The sequence below is a fragment of the Streptomyces sp. A0592 genome (assembly GCF_004795115.1).
Taxonomy (GTDB): domain Bacteria; phylum Actinomycetota; class Actinomycetes; order Streptomycetales; family Streptomycetaceae; genus Streptomyces; species Streptomyces erythrochromogenes.
Map to the genome: position 1 here is coordinate 78,547 of NZ_SSBM01000015.1, position 17,610 is coordinate 96,156.

A 17,610-nucleotide genomic window follows, 5' to 3' on the forward strand; every position below is an offset into this window, starting at 1 on the left:
CCGCCCCGGGGACCGCGGGACATTGGGCGGCATGACGACACTGCTGCTCAGTCTGCTCCTGGTGCTGGCCCGGACGGCCCTGCCGGACGCCCTGCCCGTGGTCCGCCCGCTGCCCGCGCCCCTGTCGGTGGCGCGCTGGTGGGATCCGCCGCCGACCCCGTACGCGGCCGGCCACCGCGGGGTGGATCTGGCCGCGCCGGTGGGTGCCGAGCTGCGGGCGGTCGCCGCCGGCCGGGTCCACCATGCCGGGCCGGTCGCGGGCCGCGGGGTCCTCTCGCTCGCGCTGCCGAACGGCCTGCGCACGACGTACGAACCGGTCCGGCCGCTGGTCGGGGAGGGTGAGGAGGTCTCGGCGGGGCAGGTGGTGGCGGTGCTCACGGAGGGGTCCCACTGCCCGGAGCCGTGCCTGCACTGGGGCCTGCTGTCCGGGGAGGCGTACCTCAACCCGCTGACGCTCCTGACCCGGCCCACCCCGCGCCTGCTGCCGCAGCCGCGCCCGGGCGGCGCGGAGGGCGGGCAGGCGGCCCCGGACGGCGCGGGGCTCAGCCCCGGACACCCCGCAGGGCGATGGCCAGGGCCGTCTCCGTGATGACCTCGGGATCCTCCGCGGCGCCGAGCTCGATGCGGCGCACGGCCGCGTCCACGACCCCCTGGAGCAGCATCGCGGCCAGCCTCGGCTGCTCCTGCCCGAGGGCGGCCAGCGCCTCGACGATCATCGCGATCAGCCCGCCGTGCGCGGCGCGGATCTTCTCCCGCGCTCCGGCGTCCAGCTCGCTGGCCGAGATCGCCACGACCGCCCGGTGCCGCCGGTCCCCCACGAGGGCCAGCTGGCTGCGGACGTAGGCCTCGACCTTCGCCTCCGGCGCCTCGGCCCGTTCCATCGCCGCCTCGATCTCGGCGGCCCACACGGGGAAGTCCACGGCGCACAGCTCTTCGACCACGGCCGCGCGGGAGCGGAAGTACTCGTACACGGAGGACCGGGCGAGTCCGGTCCGCTCCGCCAGGGCGGGGAAGGTCAGCGCCTCCGTACCGCCTTCGGACAGCAGGGAACGCGCGGCGTCCAAGAGGGCGCCGCGCTGCATCGACCGGTGCTCGGCCACGGAGGCCGCTCGAATCCTGGGCACACATCCACTCTACGGAGGTACCGCAAGCTCACCGCCCCACATCTGCCAACTTTGCGCGTAGTTGCAGCACGGACTTCGTGTGGATCTGGCTGACCCGGCTCTCGGTGACACCCAGCACGTTGCCGATCTCGGCCAGGGTGAGCCCCTCGTAGTAGTAGAGGGTCACCACGGTCTTCTCCCGTTCGGGCAGCGTGTTGATGGCCCGCGCCAGCAGGCGCCGCAGTTCGCGGTCCTCCGCCACCTCGACCGGGTTGTCGGCGGCGTGGTCCTCCAGGGTGTCCATCAGCGAGAGGCGGTCGCCGCCCTCCCCGCCGACGTGCAGCAGCTCCTCCAGCGCGACCACGTTCGCCAGCGACAACTGGCTGAAGACGGTGTGGAGGTCCTCCACACCGATCCCCATCTCCCCGGCGACCTCGCTCTCCGTCGGGGTGCGCCGCAGCTGGGCCTCCAGCGTGGCGTAGGCCCGCTCCACGGCCCGTGCCTTCTGCCGGACCGAGCGGGGGATCCAGTCCAGCGCCCTCAGTTCGTCGATCATGGCGCCGCGGATGCGGGTGATCGCGTACGTCTCGAACTTGATCGAGCGGTCGATGTCGAACTTCTCGATGGCGTCGATCAGCCCGAAGACCCCGGAGGAGACGAAGTCGGCCTGCTCCACGTTGGGCGGCAGGCCCACGCTGACGCGGCCGGCCACGTACTTCACCAGGGGCGAGTAGTGCAGGATCAGCTGCTCCCGCAGCCGTTCGTCACCCGAGTCCTTGTACGAGCGCCAGAGCCCCTCCAGGGACGAGGGCGCGGTGGACCGCACGCTGCCGCGGGCAGCGGGGGGCACCGCTGCGCGGTCGGACCCTGAGGTGTGCTGGGGCATGCGTCGCCTTTGCCGGAGCCGGATTCCTTGGGAGCGTAGCGTGACGGAAGTGTCGCGGTGCGCGAAGAGTACGGGATGGCGCGGGGGCCGAGGGGCGTCCCGGCTCGCGCGGGCGACCCGGGACCGGCGCCTTGCGCACGGTCCCGGCGACTGCCACCGGGAGGACCGCGTCTCTCATCGGTTTCACTCTTTCACCGGAAGTCCCCAGGTCAACGACCGCCTCGCCGGGGGATCCGGGTTTGCATGCCGTCTCCAGCCGAATCTCCGCTCAACTGCCAGCCGTCGCCCTGCCGTTCGACGAACCCCAGAGAGTGAAGTTCGTACAGTCTGCCGATGACTTCATCGGTGCCGGTGCCCGCGGCAAGTGCCAGCTCGGCCGCCGTCGCCGGCCGGTCGGCCGGGAGGGCTTCGAGCACGCGGGCCGTGTCCCGGTCCAGCAGGTCGCGGGCGAGCACCGGCCCGCGCCGCTCGGGCGCCAGCTCCCCCATGGAGCCGACGAGTTCGACCACCTCCGCGGCGTCGGTGACCAGCAGGGCCTCTCCGCCCCTCAGCAGTTCGTGCACGCCCGCCGAGAGCCCGCTGGTGGCGGGGCCGGGGACGCCCATCGTGAACCGCCCGAGCCGCTGCGCCCGCCGGGCGGTCACCAGGGAGCCGCTGCGGTGGGCGGCCTCCACGACGACGGTGCCGCGGGTGAGGGCGGCGATGACCCGGTTGCGCAGGACGAACCGGCTGGGCGTGGGATGGCTGCCGGGCGGCAACTCCCCCACGACCAGACCCTGGCCGGCGATCCGGCCGAGCAGCCCGGCGTGGCCGCGGGGATAGGCGACGTCCACCCCGCAGGCGAGCACCGCCGCGGTCGCGCCGCCGGAGGCGAGGGCCCCTCGGTGGGCCGCGCCGTCGATGCCGAAGGCCGCGCCGGAGACGACGACCCAGCCCCGCTCGGCAAGACCGGCGGCCAGCGTCTGCGCCATGTGCGCGCCGTACGGGGTGCAGGCCCTGGCCCCGACCACGGCGACCGAACGCAGCGCCCATGTGCGCAGGTTCGGCCGGCCGCGCAGCCAGAGGCCGACGGGGCGTTCGTCCCCGAGGTCGTCCAGCTGCGTCGGCCACTCCGCCGAGCCCGGGAACACGAACCGGCCTCCCGGCCCTGCGGCGAGCTCCAGGTCCCGGCGGGGGTCGGCCAGCGCCGCCCGCCTGCGGTACGCGGCGAGCCGCTCCGGCCCCACACCGGGCGGAGGCTGCCACTGCGCCTCCGGGCCGGTCAGCAGCCGGAGCAGCCCCGTGGCACCGTGCTCCCGGATCCAGCGCCCGCCGTGCGCGTCCCCCGGCTCCAGCACCCGTGTCAGGGCCGCCCGGGCCAGCAGTTCCTCCTGCCCGGCGGCGGTCATGTCCCGGCTCCTGTCAGCGGCATGGCCCCGCGGGCGATGCCGGTCCGCAGCTCCAGCGCCACGGCCACGTCGAGCGCCTCGGGCCGCTCCCGCCCCCGCAGGTCGGCGACGGTCCAGGCGACCCGCAGGACCCGGTCCAGCCCGCGCGCGGTGAGCAGCCCCCGCTCCAGCTCCCGCTCGGCCTGCGCCAGTGCCCCCGGGGCCGCCTGCCAACGGGTCCTCAACTCCTGTCCCGGAAGCTCCGAGTTGAGCCGCCACGGGGTGCCGGCGAGCCGGGCCGCGGCACGCTCCCGGGCCTCCCGCACCCGGTCGGCGACCACTTCGCTGGACTCGCCCCGGCCGCCCTGCCCCAGCAGGTCGCTGCGGGTCACGGGCTCGACCTCCACCCTCAGGTCGACCCGGTCGAGCAACGGCCCGGAGAGCCGGGCCTGGTAGCGCCGGATCACCGAGGGCGGGCACTCGCATCCCGCCCCGTGCAGGGTGTGCCGCCCGCACGGGCAGGGATTCGCGGCGAGCACCATCAGGAACCTGGCGGGCAGGCGTACCACTCCGGCCGCGCGGGCGATGACCACGTGCCCGGATTCGAGGGGCTGGCGCAGCGCGTCCAGCGCCCTGCTGTGGAACTCCGCGGCCTCGTCGAGGAAGAGCACCCCGCGGTGGGCGAGGGAGACCGCTCCGGGCCTGGGCACCCCGCTCCCGCCGCCCACCAGGGACTGCATGGTCGCCGAGTGGTGCGGGGCGCAGTACGGCGGCCGGGAGACGAGCGGCTCGCCGGGCGGCAGGATTCCCGCGACCGAGTGGACCGCCGTGACCTCCACGGAGTCCTGTCGGGTGAGCGGCGGGAGGATCCAGGGCAGCCGCTCGGCCAGCATCGTCTTGCCGGCGCCGGGCGGCCCGCTCAGGAACAGGTGGTGCCCTCCGGCGGCCGCCACTTCGAGGGCGCGGCGGGCCGTGTGCTGCCCCGTCACATCGGAGAGGTCGGGGAAGTCCGCGCAGTCCCCGCCGGGGCGGCCCGGGGCGAGACCGGTGCCCAGGCCGGCCCCGGGGACGAGCAGCCCGGCCAGCATCGGGTCGGGGCGGCCCGGCGGCGCCCCGGGATCCTCCTCGGGCACCTCCCCGTCGGTCAGGACGGCGATCAGCTGGCGCAGGCTGCGCACGCCGAGCACCGAGACATCCGGCACCAGCGCGGCCTCGGCGGCGCACTGCTGCGGCACGACCACCTGCCGGTGGCCGGCCTCGGCCGCGGCGAGGACGGCCGGCAGGATGCCCCGGACCGGGCGCACCCGCCCGTCCAGCCCCAGCTCGCCGATCAGCACGAGGTCCGCGATGGCTCCCGGGTCGACCACCTCGGCGGCCCCGAGCACCGCGACGGCGACGGCGAGGTCGAATCCTGCGCCGGCTTTCGGGACGGAGGCCGGGGTGTAAGCCCGACCGTGAGCTTCTTCTGAGGCCAGGCCGCTCCGGAGTTGACCACGGCCGCACGCACCCGGTCCCGGCTCTCGACGAGGGTCTTGTCCGGCAGCCCCACCAGGGTGAAGGCCGCGACTCCGGGCTCCAGGTCGGCCTGGACCTCGACCACCACGCCGTCGACTCCGACCAGGGCCACGGAGCAGGCCCGCGCGAACCCCATCACGCCACCCCCCTGACGTGTTCCACCAGGGGCGCGCCGCGCCGCGGCAGCAGGACTCCGACGAGGTCGATGCGGACCCCGCCCGGCGGCGGTCCGCCGTGGTCGGCGAGCCACCGCCCGGCGAGCCTGCGCAGCCGCTCCGCCTTGGCGGTCCGTACTGCGGCCATCGGATGCTCGAAGCCACCCGTGCGCCGGGTCTTGACCTCGCACACGACGAGGGCGTCCCCGTCACGCGCGACGATGTCGATCTCCCCGCCGCGGCACCGCCAGTTCCGTGCGATCACGGTCATCCCGGCCTCGGTCAGCCGTCGTGCCGCGAGCTCCTCGCCGTACCGCCCCATCGCCTGCCGTGCCGCGCTCTTCGCGTCCATCGGGCACCACCTCCGGCACCGACGGTCCCGCGTCCCCGCCCACCTTGTGGATCTTGGTGGACAACCCGGCCGCTGTGGACGGACCCGTCACCCTCCCGGGTGAGGCGGCTCAGCTCCCGGGCAGTTCGAGGTCGCTCTTGTTGAGCTCCTCGATGTTCACGTCCTTGAAGGTCAGCACCCGGACCTGCTTCACGAAGCGGGCCGGCCGGTACATGTCCCAGACCCAGGCATCGGCCATCGAGACCTCGAAGAACACCTCGCCCTGGACCGAGTGCACCTGCATCTCGTAGTCGTTGGTGAGGTAGAAACGGCGTTCGGTCTCGATCACATACTTGAACAGCCCGACGACGTCGCGGTACTCCCGATAGAGCTTCAGCTCCATCTCGGTCTCGTACTTTTCGAGGTCCTCGGCACTCATGGCATGTTCCCCTTCAGCCGTGCGTCCCCCTATTGTGCGCCAGCGCCGTGCGCCCCTAAACGATTTCCGGGGCCAGGACCACCGGCGCACCCGGAGGACCCTCGTCGAGCAGCGTGCGGAGCAGCCCGGCGAGTCTGGTCGGGTACACCGTCTCACGTGCCGCCAGAAGTTCCTCGGAGGTCCACCACCTGGCTCCGGTGACGCTGCGCCGCTCCAGCTCGGTCAGACCGCCCATCCAGGTCGTGGTCTGGCTGGTCCGGGCCAGGAAGTACCACTCGTCCTGCTCCCAGCGCCGGCCGTCGAAGGGGAAGGAGCAGAAGCGGTGCCACAGCACCGGCCCCAGCTCCACCTCGGTGATCCCCGTCTCCTCCGCCAGCTCGCGCAGCGCGGCCTGCTCCCGGGTCTCCGTGCCCTCGAGCCCGCCGCCCGGGGTGAACCACCAGTCGTCCGAGGGGTCGGCCGGTTCGAAACCGTGCAGCAGCAGGATCCGGTCCGCCGGGTCCAGCAGGATCACCCGGGACACCTGTCGGGGGCCGCGGTCGCCGGCCGGTTCAGGCGACACCGGTCCGCTCCCGCCGCCCGCGCCCCAGCACCCGTGCGAGGGGGCCGTACGCGGCCCCCAGCACCACCAGGGCCGCCCCCGCGACCACGGCCGCCACCTGCAGCTGCAGCGGCCCGTGCCCGGAGATCCCGCCGGGCAGGCCCGCGTACGTCCTGGGGCGCTCCAGCATCGTCACGGACGGCCAGGCCAGGGCATCGACGCGGGCGCTGACGGCCGACCGGGGCACCGTGCCCTGCCCGGCCTCCTGGAGGTGGGCCCGCGAGTCCAGCGAGGCGGCACGCCGGTCGCCCAGCAGGAAGAGGTTCCCCTCGGGGACCGTCACCTCGAAGGGGGTGCCGGGGGGCGGGGCCTGCCCGGGCGGCATGGCGAGGCCCGAGTCCGGCCGGCTGGTGTCGGCGTAGGGCTCGTCCAGCGGGGTGCCGTTCACGGTCAGCTCGCCGCCGGCGCCGCAGCACTTGACGGTGTCGCCGCCGACGCCGACGACCCGCTTGACCATGGGCGAATCGCTCCACATGGAATCAGTAAAGATGACCACGTCCCCGCGGCGCACCTCGCCGCCGTCGATGCGCTGCGCCAGCAGCCGGTCGCCCGGGCGCACGGTCGGCATCATCGAGTCGGTCGGAACCGTGTAGGGCTGGTAGACGAGCGCCCCCCACACGAAGCCGCCGAGGAAGAGCGCAAAGCCGATGGCCACGACGATGCCCGACAACACGTTGCCGAGACCGCCGCGGCCATCCTTGCCCCTGCGTATCGCTTCTGTTCCGCCCATTCCAGCGCCCCCACATCGGGATCGTCGACCTGGGCGGCACCCTACCCGTCGGTACGACCGCTGGTCAGCTTCCGGCGGCGCCACATCACGAGCGGGACGGCTCCGGCGAGCCCCAGCGCGGCCGGGCCGAGCCCGACGGGCGCCAGTCCGGCGGCTCCGAGGCCGAGCGCGGTGGCCGCGGCCTGGTTGCCGATGCCCGGCTGGTCGAAGGTGTCCGGGATCGGCAGGGTGGACCAGCGGGTGACCGGCCACGCGATCACGACGGCCCGCCCGACGACCTTGTCCACCGGCACGAAGCCCCCGGTGGAGTCCTGCATGTGGTAGCGGGAGTCCTGGGAGTTCTGCCGGTGGTCGCCCATCACCCAGATCTTGCCCTCGGGCACCTTGAGCGGGCCGAAGGGGGCGTCGTCGCACGGGGTGTTGCCGGGGTAGATGTACGGCTCGTCGAGCGCCTTGCCGTTGACGACGACCGGTCCCCCCTTCTTGCACTCGACCGTGTCACCGCCGATGGCGATGGTCCGCTTGATCAGGTCCTTCTCCTCGGCGGACGGCATCAGGCCGATCCAGCTGAGGACCTTCTGGGCGATGTTCGGCTCCGGAGTGGGCTCGCCCGAGAGCCAGTTCGCCGGGTCGTGGAAGACCACGACCTCGCCGCGCTCCGGCTCGGAGCCGAACCACGGCGTGAGCTTGTCGACCAGCACCCGGTCCCCGCGCTGCAGGGTGTCCTGCATCGAGTCGGAGGGGATCGAGAACGCCTGGACCAGGAAGGTCTTGATCAGCAGGGCCAGCAGCAGCGCGATGCCGATGAGGAGCGGGAGCTCCTTCCAGAAGGAGCGGTGCGGCTTCTCCAGAGCGCCGTCCTCCTCGGTCTCGTGCGCGACGGCGTCGTCCGGCCGCTCCTCGCCCTCGTCGCGTCCGGACCGTGCGCCTACCGCCACGTCCCCCACATCCACTCCTCACTCACGTTCGCCGCCCGCGCCGAACCGGACACGGGCCCTCCCCTCCCTTAACGAGCGGGAGTTCCCTAAGGCTCGGGAGACCGAGGACACACTATGCGAACGGCGTGCCCGTACGGCGTCGCCTGCGACCGCGTCCCTCGCGGCGTGCCTGATCGGGCACCATGCGGAAGGTCGCGGGCTGCTCCAGACGGGTCCAGTGCCCGAAGGGCCAAGCGATCACCACGGCCTCTCCCACGACCCCGTTCTCGTCGATGGTGCCCTCGAAGGCCTCGTCGAGATGGAAGCGGGAATCGGCCGAATTCGCTCGGTGGTCGCCCATCACGAAGAGCCGTCCGGCGGGCACCTGCACCTCGAAGGGGATGTCCGAGGGAGTGTTGCCCGGGTTGACGTACGGCTCGTCGAGCGGCGAGCCGTTGACGGTGACCCGGCCCTGGGCGTCGCAGCACTTGACGGTGTCGCCGCCGACGCCGATGACGCGCTTGATCAGGTCCTGTTCGTCGGCCGAGGGCAGCAGGCCGATGAAGGTCAGGGTCTGCTTGATCTGCTTGACCACGACCGGGTCCTTGGGGGGCCGGGCCGCCTCGCCCTTGAGCCAGCCGCCGGGGTCCTTGAACACGACGATGTCGCCGCGCTCGATCTTGGAGCCGAACCAGGGGGTCAGCTTGTCCACGAGGACCCGGTCGCCGATCCGGATGGTCTGCTCCATCGAGCCCGACGGAATGAAGAAGGCCTGTACCAGGAAGGTCTTGAGGAGCAGGGCTATGCACAGCGCCACCACCACGAGCAGCGGCAGTTCGCCCGCCCGGCGCGTGCGGCGGCGCCGCCGCACCCTGCGGGCCAGTCGGCGCCGCTGGGCCCGGCCGCCCACCTCCACGACCGGCTCGGGCTCCGGCGGCCGCTCGGGCTCGCGGCGGCCCCGCGGCCTTGCGCGCGGCTCCGGCTCGGGCTCGGGCTCGTCATCGAGCCAGTCCGGTCGGCCCCGCGTCCTCGCGCGCGGCTCCGGTTCGGGCTCGCGTTCCCGTCGGCCCCTCGGCCGCCCTCGGCTACCCATGGCCGCCGCCGACGGCGCCCCAGCGCGAAACCGGCCAGCCGATCCAGTCGGCCCGCCCGATCACCTTCTCCACCGGCACCATCCCCCCGCCCGGTTCCCCGAGGTGGTCCCGCGAGTCCCGGGACTGGGAACGATGATCGCCCATCACCCACAGGGTCCCCAGCGGCACGACGATCCGGAAGGGCACCTTCGAGGGGGCGTCCCCGGGGTACAGGTACGGCTCGTCCACGGGGACGCCGTTGACCGACACCCGCCCGCCCGCGTCGCAGCAGACCACGTCGTCACCACCCACGCCCACCACCCGCTTCACGAAGTCGGTGTCGGAGGGCTCCGCGAGCCCGAGCGCCGAGGCGGCGCCCTGCACCAGGTCGCCGACCGGGCTGCCGCCCGCGCGTTCCCGTACGAAGGAGCCCGTGCCGTCGAAGACCACCAGGTCTCCCCGGCGCGGCTGCTCGCCGAAACGGTACGCCAGCTTGTTGACCAGGACCCGGTCCCCGACCCTGAGCGTCGGCTCCATGGAGTGGCTCGGGATCAGGAAGGGCTGGACGACGAAGTTGCTGAGCAGCAGCAGGAAGACCGTGCAGATCACACCGAGCGCCCCCGCCCGGCGCCAGGTCAGCTGCCGCCCGGAGGGCCGGTCCGGTTCGGGTCCCTCAGAGGGTGCCCCGCCGGCCGTCCCGGAGAACGCAGAACGCGGCCACCCTTGCCCCTCGCGGGGGGAAGAGTGACCGCGCTGCGTGTGAGGTGCTTCGGTGTCCATCGTGGGGCGAGCCTATCCGGCCGCCGCCGGACACCGGAGGCGACCTTACTTGTCGCGCTTCTCCTTGATCTTCGCGGCCTTGCCGCGGAGCTCACGGAGGTAGTACAGCTTCGCACGGCGGACGTCACCGCGGGTGACGAGCTCGATCTTCTCGAAGATCGGGGAGTGGACCGGGAAGGTACGCTCCACGCCGACGCTGAAGGAGACCTTGCGAACGGTGAAGGTCTCGGAGACACCGGCGCCCTGGCGGCGGATGACGACACCCTTGAACTGCTGGATACGGGAGCGGTTGCCCTCGATCACGCGGACGTGCACGTTGACCGTGTCACCCGGGCGGAAGGCCGGGACGTCCGAGCGGAGCGCGGCGGCGTTGACGCCATCGAGCAGGTGAGACATGTTCTTCGTCTGCTTTCTTCGCATGACGCCACAGGTCGCCAGTGCGGGTTTCCGTAGAGAATTCGGGAGCCGTGCCACTCGGCGGCCGACGGTCCCCCTGTGGCAGGGGCGTCCGGCGAGCACACAGCAGCCGCCTATTCTTCCACGGCCTGCGGCCTGCGCCAAAATCGACCGTCCGGCGACGGCTGCCAGCCCAGGATCGAGAGCATCTCGCGGTCCTTCTTGTCGAAGGCTTCGGCCGCACAACGCTCGATCAGGTCGGGGCGGTTGGTCGCGGTCCGGCGGAAGGCCTCGTCCCGGCGCCACCGGGCGATCTTGCCGTGGTGGCCGCTGAGCAGCACGTCGGGGATGTCCCGGCCGCGCCACACGGGCGGCTTGGTGTAGACGGGCCCCTCCAGCAGGTTCGCCATCTCGCCGGGCGCGAAGGAGTCGTCCCGGTGCGACTCGGCGTTGCCGAGCACCCCGGGCAGCAGCCGCGCCACGGCCTCGGTGACGACCAGGACGGCCGCCTCGCCGCCGGCCAGGACGTAGTCGCCGATGGAGACCTCGTACACCGGCATGCGCGTGGCGTACTCGTCCATGACGCGGCGGTCGATGCCCTCGTAGCGTGCGGGCGTGAAGATCAGCCACGGCCGCTCGGAGAGCTCGACGGCCAGCTCCTGGGTGAACGGGCGGCCGCTGGGCGTGGGAACCACCATGACGGGGCCGTGCGCACCCGCCTCGTAGCCGTCGGCCAGCGCCTCGTCCAGCGCCTCGCCCCACGGCTCGGTCTTCATGACCATGCCGGGGCCGCCGCCGTACGGGGTGTCGTCGACGGTGTTGTGCCGGTCGTGGGTCCAGTCCCGCAGGTCGTGGACGTGCACGTCGAGCTGGCCGCGGGCGCGCGCCTTGCCGACGAGCGAGACGTTCAGCGGCTCCAGGTACTCGGGGAAGATCGTGACGACGTCGAGCCGCATCAGGCGTCGCCCTCGGAGCTCGCCGCCTCGGCGTCGCGGGCGGAGGCGACCTCGGCGCGGTCGTCGATCAGCCCGGGCGGCGGGGTGATGACGCAGCGCTGCTCCTCCAGGTCGATCTCGGCGACGATCTCCTCGACGAAGGGGATCATCACCTCGGTGCCGTCGGGGCGCTCGACGATGAAGAGGTCCTGCGAGGGCAGGTGGGAGATCTCGGTGATCCGGCCGATCTCGGTGCCGTCCTCGAGCACCACGTCCAGGTCCATCAGCTGGTGGTCGTAGTACTCGTCCTCCTCCTCCGGCAGCTCCGCCGGGTCCACGTCGGCGATGAGGAGGATGTTGCGGAGTCCCTCCGCGGCGGTGCGGTCCTTGACGCCGGCGAAGCGCAGCATCAGCCGGCCGCTGTGCACTCGGCCCGTCTCGATGGTCAGCGGGCCCGCCGAAGCCGGTTCGGTGCGCAGCACGGCGCCGGGGCTGAGCCGCAGTTCCGGCTCGTCCGTGCGCACCTCGACGGTGACCTCACCCTTGATGCCGTGGGCGCGGCCGATCCGCGCGACTACCAGCTCCACTGTCTGTGCCTCTCCTGTTCAGACGACGACGGGCCGGGGCGGGCACGTATGCCCTCCCCGGCCCGTGCCGGTGATTCAACTGCTCAGCGGACCTGGTCCACGTCGACGAGGTCGACGCGGATCCCCCGGCCGCCGATGGCGCCCACGACGGTACGCAGAGCACGTGCGGTGCGGCCGTTGCGGCCGATCACCTTGCCGAGGTCGTCGGGGTGGACCCGGACCTCGAGCACCTGCCCGCGGCGCAGGTTGCGCGAGGCGACCTGCACTTCGTCGGGGTTGTCCACAATGCCCTTTACGAGGTGCTCAAGAGCCTCCTCGAGCATGCTCAGGCCTCGGTCGACTCGGCGGCGGCCTCAGCCTCGTCCGCCTTCTTGTCGGCCTTCTTCTTCTGCGTGATGGCCTCGCCCTTGCCCTCGCCGATGCCCTCGAGGGCCTTGGCGAACTCGTCGAAGGAGCGACGCTTGTCTTCCTTCGTGGCCGGCTGCAGCAGCGGCGCGGGGGCCGGGAGGCCCTTGTGCGCCTGCCAGTCACCGGTGAGCTTCAGGATGGCGAGAACGGCCTCGGTCGGCTGGGCGCCGACGGAGAGCCAGTACTGGGCGCGCTCGCCGTTGACCTCGATGCGCGAGGGGTTGTAGGTCGGCTGGTAGATGCCGATCTCCTCGATCGCGCGGCCGTCCCGACGGGTGCGGGCGTCGGCGACGACGATGCGGTAGTGGGGAGAGCGGATCTTACCGAGGCGCTTGAGCTTGATCTTGACTGCCACTGGAGTGGTGTCTCCTGAACTTGACGTGGTTGGGCACATGAGATGCCACGTGGGGTTGCGGTACTCGGGTGCCCGATGGACGCGTCAGCCGGAGGAGAGAGGGGTCCTATGCGACTGTCGAGTACAGCTAGCCATTGTGCCATACGCCTGCGGCGCGCTCGGCCGACGGGGAGGATCACTCCGGTCGGACGAGCCCGCACGTCACGCCCGGCGCCGCGCGCCGGCCGCCCGCAGCGTCAGGAGGCCGCCGCGATGGCGACTTCGGGGATGCGGAAGGGCTTCATGCAGCCCCCGCACACGATCGGCGCCTGGGCGAGCACGGAGGGGACGACCCGTACGTTGCGCCCGCAGTCGCAGACCGCCTTGACGCGGACGCCGCCGCCCGAGGAGCCGTGCCGGGCGGCCGGCCCGCGGAAGCTGCGCTTGGTGTCGGCGGCGGTGGCGGCCGTGTGCGCCTTCAGCGCACGCTGCAGCCGCTCCATGGTGGGGCGGTAGCGCCGCTTCGCCTCGGGATTGAGGGTGACCAGCGAGAAGCCGCTGCTGGCGTGCGGCTCGTCGGAGTGGTCCAGCCCCATCTCCTCGGCGATCGCGAGGAATCTGCGGTTGTGGTAGCGGCCTGCGCGCGAGGTGTCGCGGACACCGCGGGCGGCCGCGATGCCGTGGACTGCCTCGTGCAGCAGTCGCTCGAAGGAGAGCTCCGCGCCGCAGGCGGACGAGGACTCTCCGATCAGGGACTCGGGCGCGGCAAGGTCAGGCAGCTCGGGGTGGTACCGCTGAATGTCGGCCCACGCCTGCGCCAGCTCTGCGGCGAGAACAGGTGGTGTCGTGCTCACGTCGTGACAACGAGCCGAGGTGCCCGGGTGTTCCGATTCCGGGCCATTCCAAATTTTTTGCACGTACCAGTCAGTTCAGCCTCATGCGTCCCGACGAGGACGGGTGCGCCGAACTCAGGAGGAGTCGGTACGTAACGTCGACCAAAAAGCGCCGACCCCGGCGCGCGGCACCAGCCGCACGCCGGGGCCCGGAAGCCTTCGGCGGCGAGATCAGTACGAGCGCGCCACGATCGCGAGGGTACCGGGAGCGTCGTCGGCGTCCGGAACGGACCCGTCCGCCGCCACCAGGCAGCGCACGGAAACGGCCTGCTCGGCCAGCTTCGCCTCGCCCTCCGGACCGAGGTCGGCCCACGGGATCCGCGCCCAGCCTCCGGCGACGGCGGCCTCGGCGGCCTCCTCGATGGTCGCGACGTCGGACGTACGGGCCTCGCGGCGCTCGCGGGACTCGCGCAGCAGCTGCGCCTGGTCCTCGTCCAGCACCTTGGGCAGCAGGTCGACGAGTGCGTCGATCTGCACCGGGGTCTTCCCGCCCGGGATCCGGCGGGCCAGCATCGCGGTGCCGGCCTCCAGGTCGCGGGGGCCGATCTCGATGCGCACCGGTACGCCCTTGAGCTCCCAGTCCACGGCGCGGCGGCCGAAGGGGGTGTCGACGCGGTCGTCGACCTGCACGCGGATGCCGGCGGCCTTCAGCCGGTCGCCCAGCTCGCGGACCTTGGCCACGGCCTCATCGCCCTTGATCGCCATGACGACGACCTGGACGTGGGCAAGGCGCGGCGGGACGCGCAGGCCGTTGTCGTCGCCGTGGGACATGATCAGGCCGCCGACCATGCGGGTCGAGACGCCCCACGAGGTCTGCCAGACGAGCTCCTGCTTGCCTTCCTTCGACAGGTACTGGGTGTTGAAGGCCTTGGCGAAGTTGGTGCCGAGCTCGTGGCTGGTGCCCATCTGCAGGGCCTTGCCGTCGCCCATCATGCCCTCGAGGGTGAGGGTGTTGATGGCGCCGGCGAAGCGCTCCTTGGCGGTCTTGCGGCCGAGCACGACGTCGATGCCGAGCACGTTCGTCATGAAGTCGCCGTAGACGTCGCGGTGGATGCGGGCGGCGTACTCGCGGGCGTCCTCGTAGGTGGCGTGGGCCGTGTGGCCCTCCTGCCAGAGGAACTCGCTCGTGCGCAGGAAGACGCGGGGGCGCATCTCCCAGCGGACCACGTTGGCCCACTGGTTGATCAGCAGGGGCAGGTCCCGGTAGCTCTGGACCCACTTGGAGAAGTAGTCGTTGATGATCGTCTCGGACGTGGGCCGGACGACGACCGGCTCCTCCAGCTCCTTGCCACCGCCGTGCGTGACGACCGCGAGCTCGGGGGCGAAGCCCTCGACGTGCTCGGCTTCCTTCGTCAGGTAGGACTGCGGGATGAAGAGGGGGAAGTACGCGTTCTGGGCGCCCTGCTCCTTGATGCGGGCGTCCATCTCCTGCTGCATCCGCTCCCACAGGCCGTAGCCGTACGGTCGGATGACCATGGTGCCGCGGACCGGACCGTTGTCGGCCAGCTCGGCCTTGTTGATCAGATCCTGGTACCAGCGGGGGAAATCCTCCGCCTGCGGGGTGAGAACGGGTGCCTTTGCCATGCCGCGAATCGTACGGCGCCCGGCACAGGATGCGTGAATCGGGTGCCGCGCTCCTCTGGACGCGGGGGCGAATGGGGAGTTCTCTGGCAACGGGGGCTGGGGGGCGAGACGGAATCAGGAGCGCTCTTTCGATGACACCGACGCCGACCGCGACGCTTGTCGCCCGGGACTGGGCGGAGATCCAGGAACGGATGCTGGTACCGCTGTACGAGGCGGTCTACGACCGGCTGGAGGTCGGGCCGGGTGACCGGCTGCTGGGCCTCGGCTGCGGGGCCGGCCTGCCCCTGCTGCTGGCGGCCGCGAGGGGAGCCGTGGCCACGGGCGTGGAGGCGGATCCGGCCCGGCGGGCGCTGGCCCGTGAGCGGTTGCTGGAGGTGCAGGCGGCGGCGCCGCCGTCGGCATCCTCGGCGCCCCGCCCCTACGACGCCCTGCTGGCCTTCTCCCCCGCTCCGGAGGCCCTGGCGTCGGCCCTGCCGGCCGTCAGACGCGGCGGCGCCGTGGTGCTGGCCGACTGGGGTCCCGCCGAGCGCTGCACGGTGCCCTCGGTGCTGGGCGGCGGGCCGGCGCCCGGGGACCTGGACGCGGTCGTGGAGCGGGCCGGTCTGCGGCCGGACGGGTCGGGGCGGGTGTTCTGCCCCTTCGGCTACGCGGACGTGGACAGCGCGGTGCGCGGGCTGCTGTCGACCGGGCTGTACGACGGCGCGTCCGATGCCGCTCTCGCCGAGAAGGAGCTCGCCGAGGCGCTTCACCCCTTCGAGCGATCCGACGGCGCCGTGTGGCTGCCGAACATCTTCCGGTACGTCATCGCCCGGGTGGCGTAACCGCCGCCGTGTGACGGCGCGACGAAGGGCCCCGACCGTGCGGGCTGCTGCCCCTGCCCGGTCGGGGCCCTTCGTCGTGACGGTCCGCCTGCTACTTCATGAACTTCTTGAACTCGTCCGGAAGGTCGAAGTCCTGACCGTCCTGGCCGCCGGTGGGAAGGCCGAACGGGTTGGACGCGGCCGCCGGGTCGATCTCCTGCGGTCCCTGCTCGCGGCGGGCCGCGGCGGCGGCCTCCTCCTGCTTGCGCTTCATCGGGTTGCCGCTCTTGCGCTTGCCCTTGGCCTGCTTGACCTGCTTCTTCTGCCGGCCGGGGCCGCCGCCCATCCCGGGGATGCCCGGCATGCCGGGCATGCCGCCGCCCTGGGCCATGCGCGACATCATCTTGCGGGCGTCGAAGAACCTCTCGACCAGCGCCTTGACGGCGCTGACCTCGGTGCCGGAGCCCTTGGCGATACGGGCGCGGCGCGAGCCGTTGATGATCGTCGGGTCCTGGCGCTCGGCCGGGGTCATCGACTTGATGATCGCCGCGGTGCGGTCGACGTCGCGCTCGTCGATGTTGTTGATCTGGTCCTTGATCTGCCCCATGCCGGGCAGCATGCCGAGCAGCTTGGAGATGGAGCCCATCTTGCGGACCTGCTCCATCTGGGCCAGGAAGTCGTCGAGCGTGAACTCCTTGGGGCCCTTGGCGAGCTTGGCCGCCATCTTCTCGGCCTCGGCCTGCGAGAAGGTCTTCTCGGCCTGCTCGATGAGGGTGAGCATGTCACCCATGTCGAGGATCCGGCCCGCCATGCGGTCGGGGTGGAACGCGTCGAACTCGTCGAGCTTCTCGCCGTTCGAGGCGAACATGATCTGCTTGCCGGTGACGTGCGCGATGGAGAGCGCGGCACCGCCGCGGGCGTCGCCGTCGAGCTTGGAGAGCACCACGCCGTCGAAGCCGACGCCGTCGCGGAAGGCCTCGGCGGTGTTGACCGCGTCCTGGCCGATCATGGCGTCGACGACGAAGAGGATCTCGTCCGGGCTGACGGCGTCGCGGATGTCCGCGGCCTGCTGCATCAGCTCGGCGTCGATGCCGAGGCGGCCGGCGGTGTCGACGATGACGATGTCGAACTGCTTGGTGCGCGCGTACTCGACGGAGTCCTTCGCGACCTGGACCGGGTCGCCGACGCCGTTGCCCGGCTGGGGGCCGTAGAAGGCCACGCCCGCGCGGTCGGCGACGACGGAGAGCTGGTTGACGGCGTTCGGGCGCTGGAGGTCGCACGCGACGAGGAGCGGGGTGTGGCCCTGCCCCTTCAGCCAGAGGCCGAGCTTTCCGGCGAGGGTGGTCTTACCGGCACCCTGGAGGCCGGCGAGCATGATCACGGTGGGGGCGGTCTTGGCGAAGCGCAGTCGTCGGGTCTCGCCGCCCAGGATGGTGACGAGCTCGTCGTTGACGATCTTCAGGACCTGCTGGCCCGGGTTCAGGGCCTTGCTGACCTCTTCGCCGCGCGCGCGTTCCTTGACGTTCGCGATGAAGGAGCGGACGACCGGGAGGGCGACGTCGGCCTCGAGGAGGGCGATACGGATTTCCCGGGCCGCTGCGTCGATGTCAGCCTCGGACAGCCGGCCTTTGCCGCGCAGGCCCTTGAAGGTATTCGCCAAGCGGTCGGAGAGCGTATCGAACACGGTGGTCGCGATTCCTCGGGTCGGGGGCGGTGTGGTCGTCCCCCAGGGTATCCGCCCGCGCCGTCCGTCCGGCCCGGCGGGCGGGTTTCCCT

19 protein-coding genes and 2 pseudogenes are annotated in these 17,610 nt (G+C 72.2%); 2 read left to right on the plus strand and 19 right to left on the minus strand.

Annotated elements, in window-relative coordinates; translation table 11 throughout:
- Window positions 1-31 precede the first annotated feature (31 nt).
- On the plus strand, window positions 32-589 hold the full coding sequence (locus tag E6U81_RS21850) for a M23 family metallopeptidase (protein ID WP_136231794.1): 558 nt from the start codon (window positions 32-34) through the stop codon (window positions 587-589).
- On the opposite strand, the gene E6U81_RS21855 is transcribed toward E6U81_RS21850, so the two are convergent.
- The 18 genes and pseudogenes from E6U81_RS21855 to proS all read right to left on the minus strand — a co-directional run bounded on the left by E6U81_RS21855 (window position 543) and on the right by proS (window position 15,034).
- Complete coding sequence (locus E6U81_RS21855) at window positions 543-1,082, minus strand: TetR/AcrR family transcriptional regulator (protein WP_168714705.1); 540 nt, start codon at window positions 1,080-1,082, stop codon at window positions 543-545. The two genes, E6U81_RS21850 and E6U81_RS21855, sit on opposite strands and share 47 nt — an antisense overlap.
- Before the next feature lie 70 nt (window positions 1,083-1,152).
- Window positions 1,153-1,989, minus strand: a complete 837-nt coding sequence (gene whiG, locus E6U81_RS21860; RefSeq protein ID WP_136231795.1) for an RNA polymerase sigma factor WhiG — start codon at window positions 1,987-1,989, stop codon at window positions 1,153-1,155.
- Window positions 1,990-2,198: 209 nt separating this feature from the next.
- The gene (dprA, locus tag E6U81_RS21865; protein WP_136231796.1) at window positions 2,199-3,377 is read right to left on the minus strand and encodes a DNA-processing protein DprA; all 1,179 of its coding nucleotides are present in this window, start codon (window positions 3,375-3,377) and stop codon (window positions 2,199-2,201) included.
- Window positions 3,374-5,007 (minus strand): annotated as a pseudogene (locus tag E6U81_RS21870) (YifB family Mg chelatase-like AAA ATPase). Before E6U81_RS21870 ends, dprA begins: the two are co-directional and overlap by 4 nt.
- A complete protein-coding gene (locus E6U81_RS21875; RefSeq protein WP_136231797.1) occupies window positions 5,007-5,378 on the minus strand; it encodes a YraN family protein in 372 nt (123 codons plus the stop codon). Before E6U81_RS21875 ends, E6U81_RS21870 begins: the two are co-directional and overlap by 1 nt.
- 109 nt (window positions 5,379-5,487) lie before the next feature.
- Window positions 5,488-5,796 carry a DUF2469 domain-containing protein gene (locus E6U81_RS21880; protein WP_005311352.1) on the minus strand — a complete coding sequence of 103 codons (309 nt, stop codon included), beginning with the start codon at window positions 5,794-5,796 and terminating at the stop codon, window positions 5,488-5,490.
- A 55-nt stretch (window positions 5,797-5,851) separates the two neighbouring features.
- Window positions 5,852-6,358 carry an NUDIX hydrolase gene (locus E6U81_RS21885; protein ID WP_136231798.1) on the minus strand — a complete coding sequence of 169 codons (507 nt, stop codon included), beginning with the start codon at window positions 6,356-6,358 and terminating at the stop codon, window positions 5,852-5,854.
- Window positions 6,348-7,127, minus strand: a complete 780-nt coding sequence (gene lepB / locus E6U81_RS21890) for a signal peptidase I (protein WP_136231799.1) — start codon at window positions 7,125-7,127, stop codon at window positions 6,348-6,350. The genes E6U81_RS21885 and lepB (E6U81_RS21890) overlap by 11 nt, the downstream gene beginning before the upstream one ends.
- A gap of 41 nt (window positions 7,128-7,168) precedes the next feature.
- Window positions 7,169-8,065 (minus strand): signal peptidase I, encoded by an 897-nt coding sequence (gene lepB / locus E6U81_RS21895; RefSeq protein WP_136231800.1) that lies wholly within the window; start codon window positions 8,063-8,065, stop codon window positions 7,169-7,171.
- Window positions 8,013-9,137: pseudogene (lepB, locus tag E6U81_RS21900) on the minus strand (signal peptidase I); the annotation flags it as partial. The gene lepB (E6U81_RS21895) and the pseudogene lepB (E6U81_RS21900), both read right to left, overlap by 53 nt.
- Window positions 9,130-9,897, minus strand: a complete 768-nt coding sequence (lepB, locus tag E6U81_RS21905; RefSeq protein WP_136231802.1) for a signal peptidase I — start codon at window positions 9,895-9,897, stop codon at window positions 9,130-9,132. The pseudogene lepB (E6U81_RS21900) and the gene lepB (E6U81_RS21905), both read right to left, overlap by 8 nt.
- Before the next feature lie 45 nt (window positions 9,898-9,942).
- Window positions 9,943-10,293 (minus strand): 50S ribosomal protein L19, encoded by a 351-nt coding sequence (gene rplS, locus E6U81_RS21910; protein WP_136231803.1) that lies wholly within the window; start codon window positions 10,291-10,293, stop codon window positions 9,943-9,945.
- A 134-nt stretch (window positions 10,294-10,427) separates the two neighbouring features.
- Complete coding sequence (gene trmD, locus E6U81_RS21915; protein WP_136231804.1) at window positions 10,428-11,249, minus strand: tRNA (guanosine(37)-N1)-methyltransferase TrmD; 822 nt, start codon at window positions 11,247-11,249, stop codon at window positions 10,428-10,430.
- Window positions 11,249-11,815: a ribosome maturation factor RimM gene (rimM, locus tag E6U81_RS21920; RefSeq protein ID WP_136231805.1), complete on the minus strand. Its 567-nt coding sequence runs from the start codon at window positions 11,813-11,815 to the stop codon at window positions 11,249-11,251. The genes trmD and rimM overlap by 1 nt, the downstream gene beginning before the upstream one ends.
- An 83-nt stretch (window positions 11,816-11,898) precedes the next feature.
- On the minus strand, window positions 11,899-12,138 hold the full coding sequence (locus E6U81_RS21925; protein WP_030011889.1) for an RNA-binding protein: 240 nt from the start codon (window positions 12,136-12,138) through the stop codon (window positions 11,899-11,901).
- A 2-nt stretch (window positions 12,139-12,140) separates the two neighbouring features.
- On the minus strand, window positions 12,141-12,578 hold the full coding sequence (gene rpsP, locus E6U81_RS21930; protein WP_030031059.1) for a 30S ribosomal protein S16: 438 nt from the start codon (window positions 12,576-12,578) through the stop codon (window positions 12,141-12,143).
- A 236-nt stretch (window positions 12,579-12,814) separates the two neighbouring features.
- Complete coding sequence (locus E6U81_RS21935) at window positions 12,815-13,411, minus strand: hypothetical protein (RefSeq protein WP_031148710.1); 597 nt, start codon at window positions 13,409-13,411, stop codon at window positions 12,815-12,817.
- Window positions 13,412-13,621: 210 nt separating this feature from the next.
- On the minus strand, window positions 13,622-15,034 hold the full coding sequence (gene proS, locus E6U81_RS21940) for a proline--tRNA ligase (RefSeq protein WP_136231806.1): 1,413 nt from the start codon (window positions 15,032-15,034) through the stop codon (window positions 13,622-13,624).
- Between the two features lie 131 nt (window positions 15,035-15,165).
- On the opposite strand from proS, the gene E6U81_RS21945 reads away from it, so the two are divergent.
- A complete protein-coding gene (locus E6U81_RS21945) occupies window positions 15,166-15,855 on the plus strand; it encodes a methyltransferase type 11 (protein WP_136231807.1) in 690 nt (229 codons plus the stop codon).
- A 91-nt stretch (window positions 15,856-15,946) separates the two neighbouring features.
- Here the strand turns inward: E6U81_RS21945 and ffh are convergent, their stop codons facing one another.
- Window positions 15,947-17,518, minus strand: coding sequence for a signal recognition particle protein (ffh, locus tag E6U81_RS21950; protein ID WP_136231808.1), 1,572 nt, complete (start codon window positions 17,516-17,518; stop codon window positions 15,947-15,949).
- Window positions 17,519-17,610 lie beyond the last annotated feature (92 nt).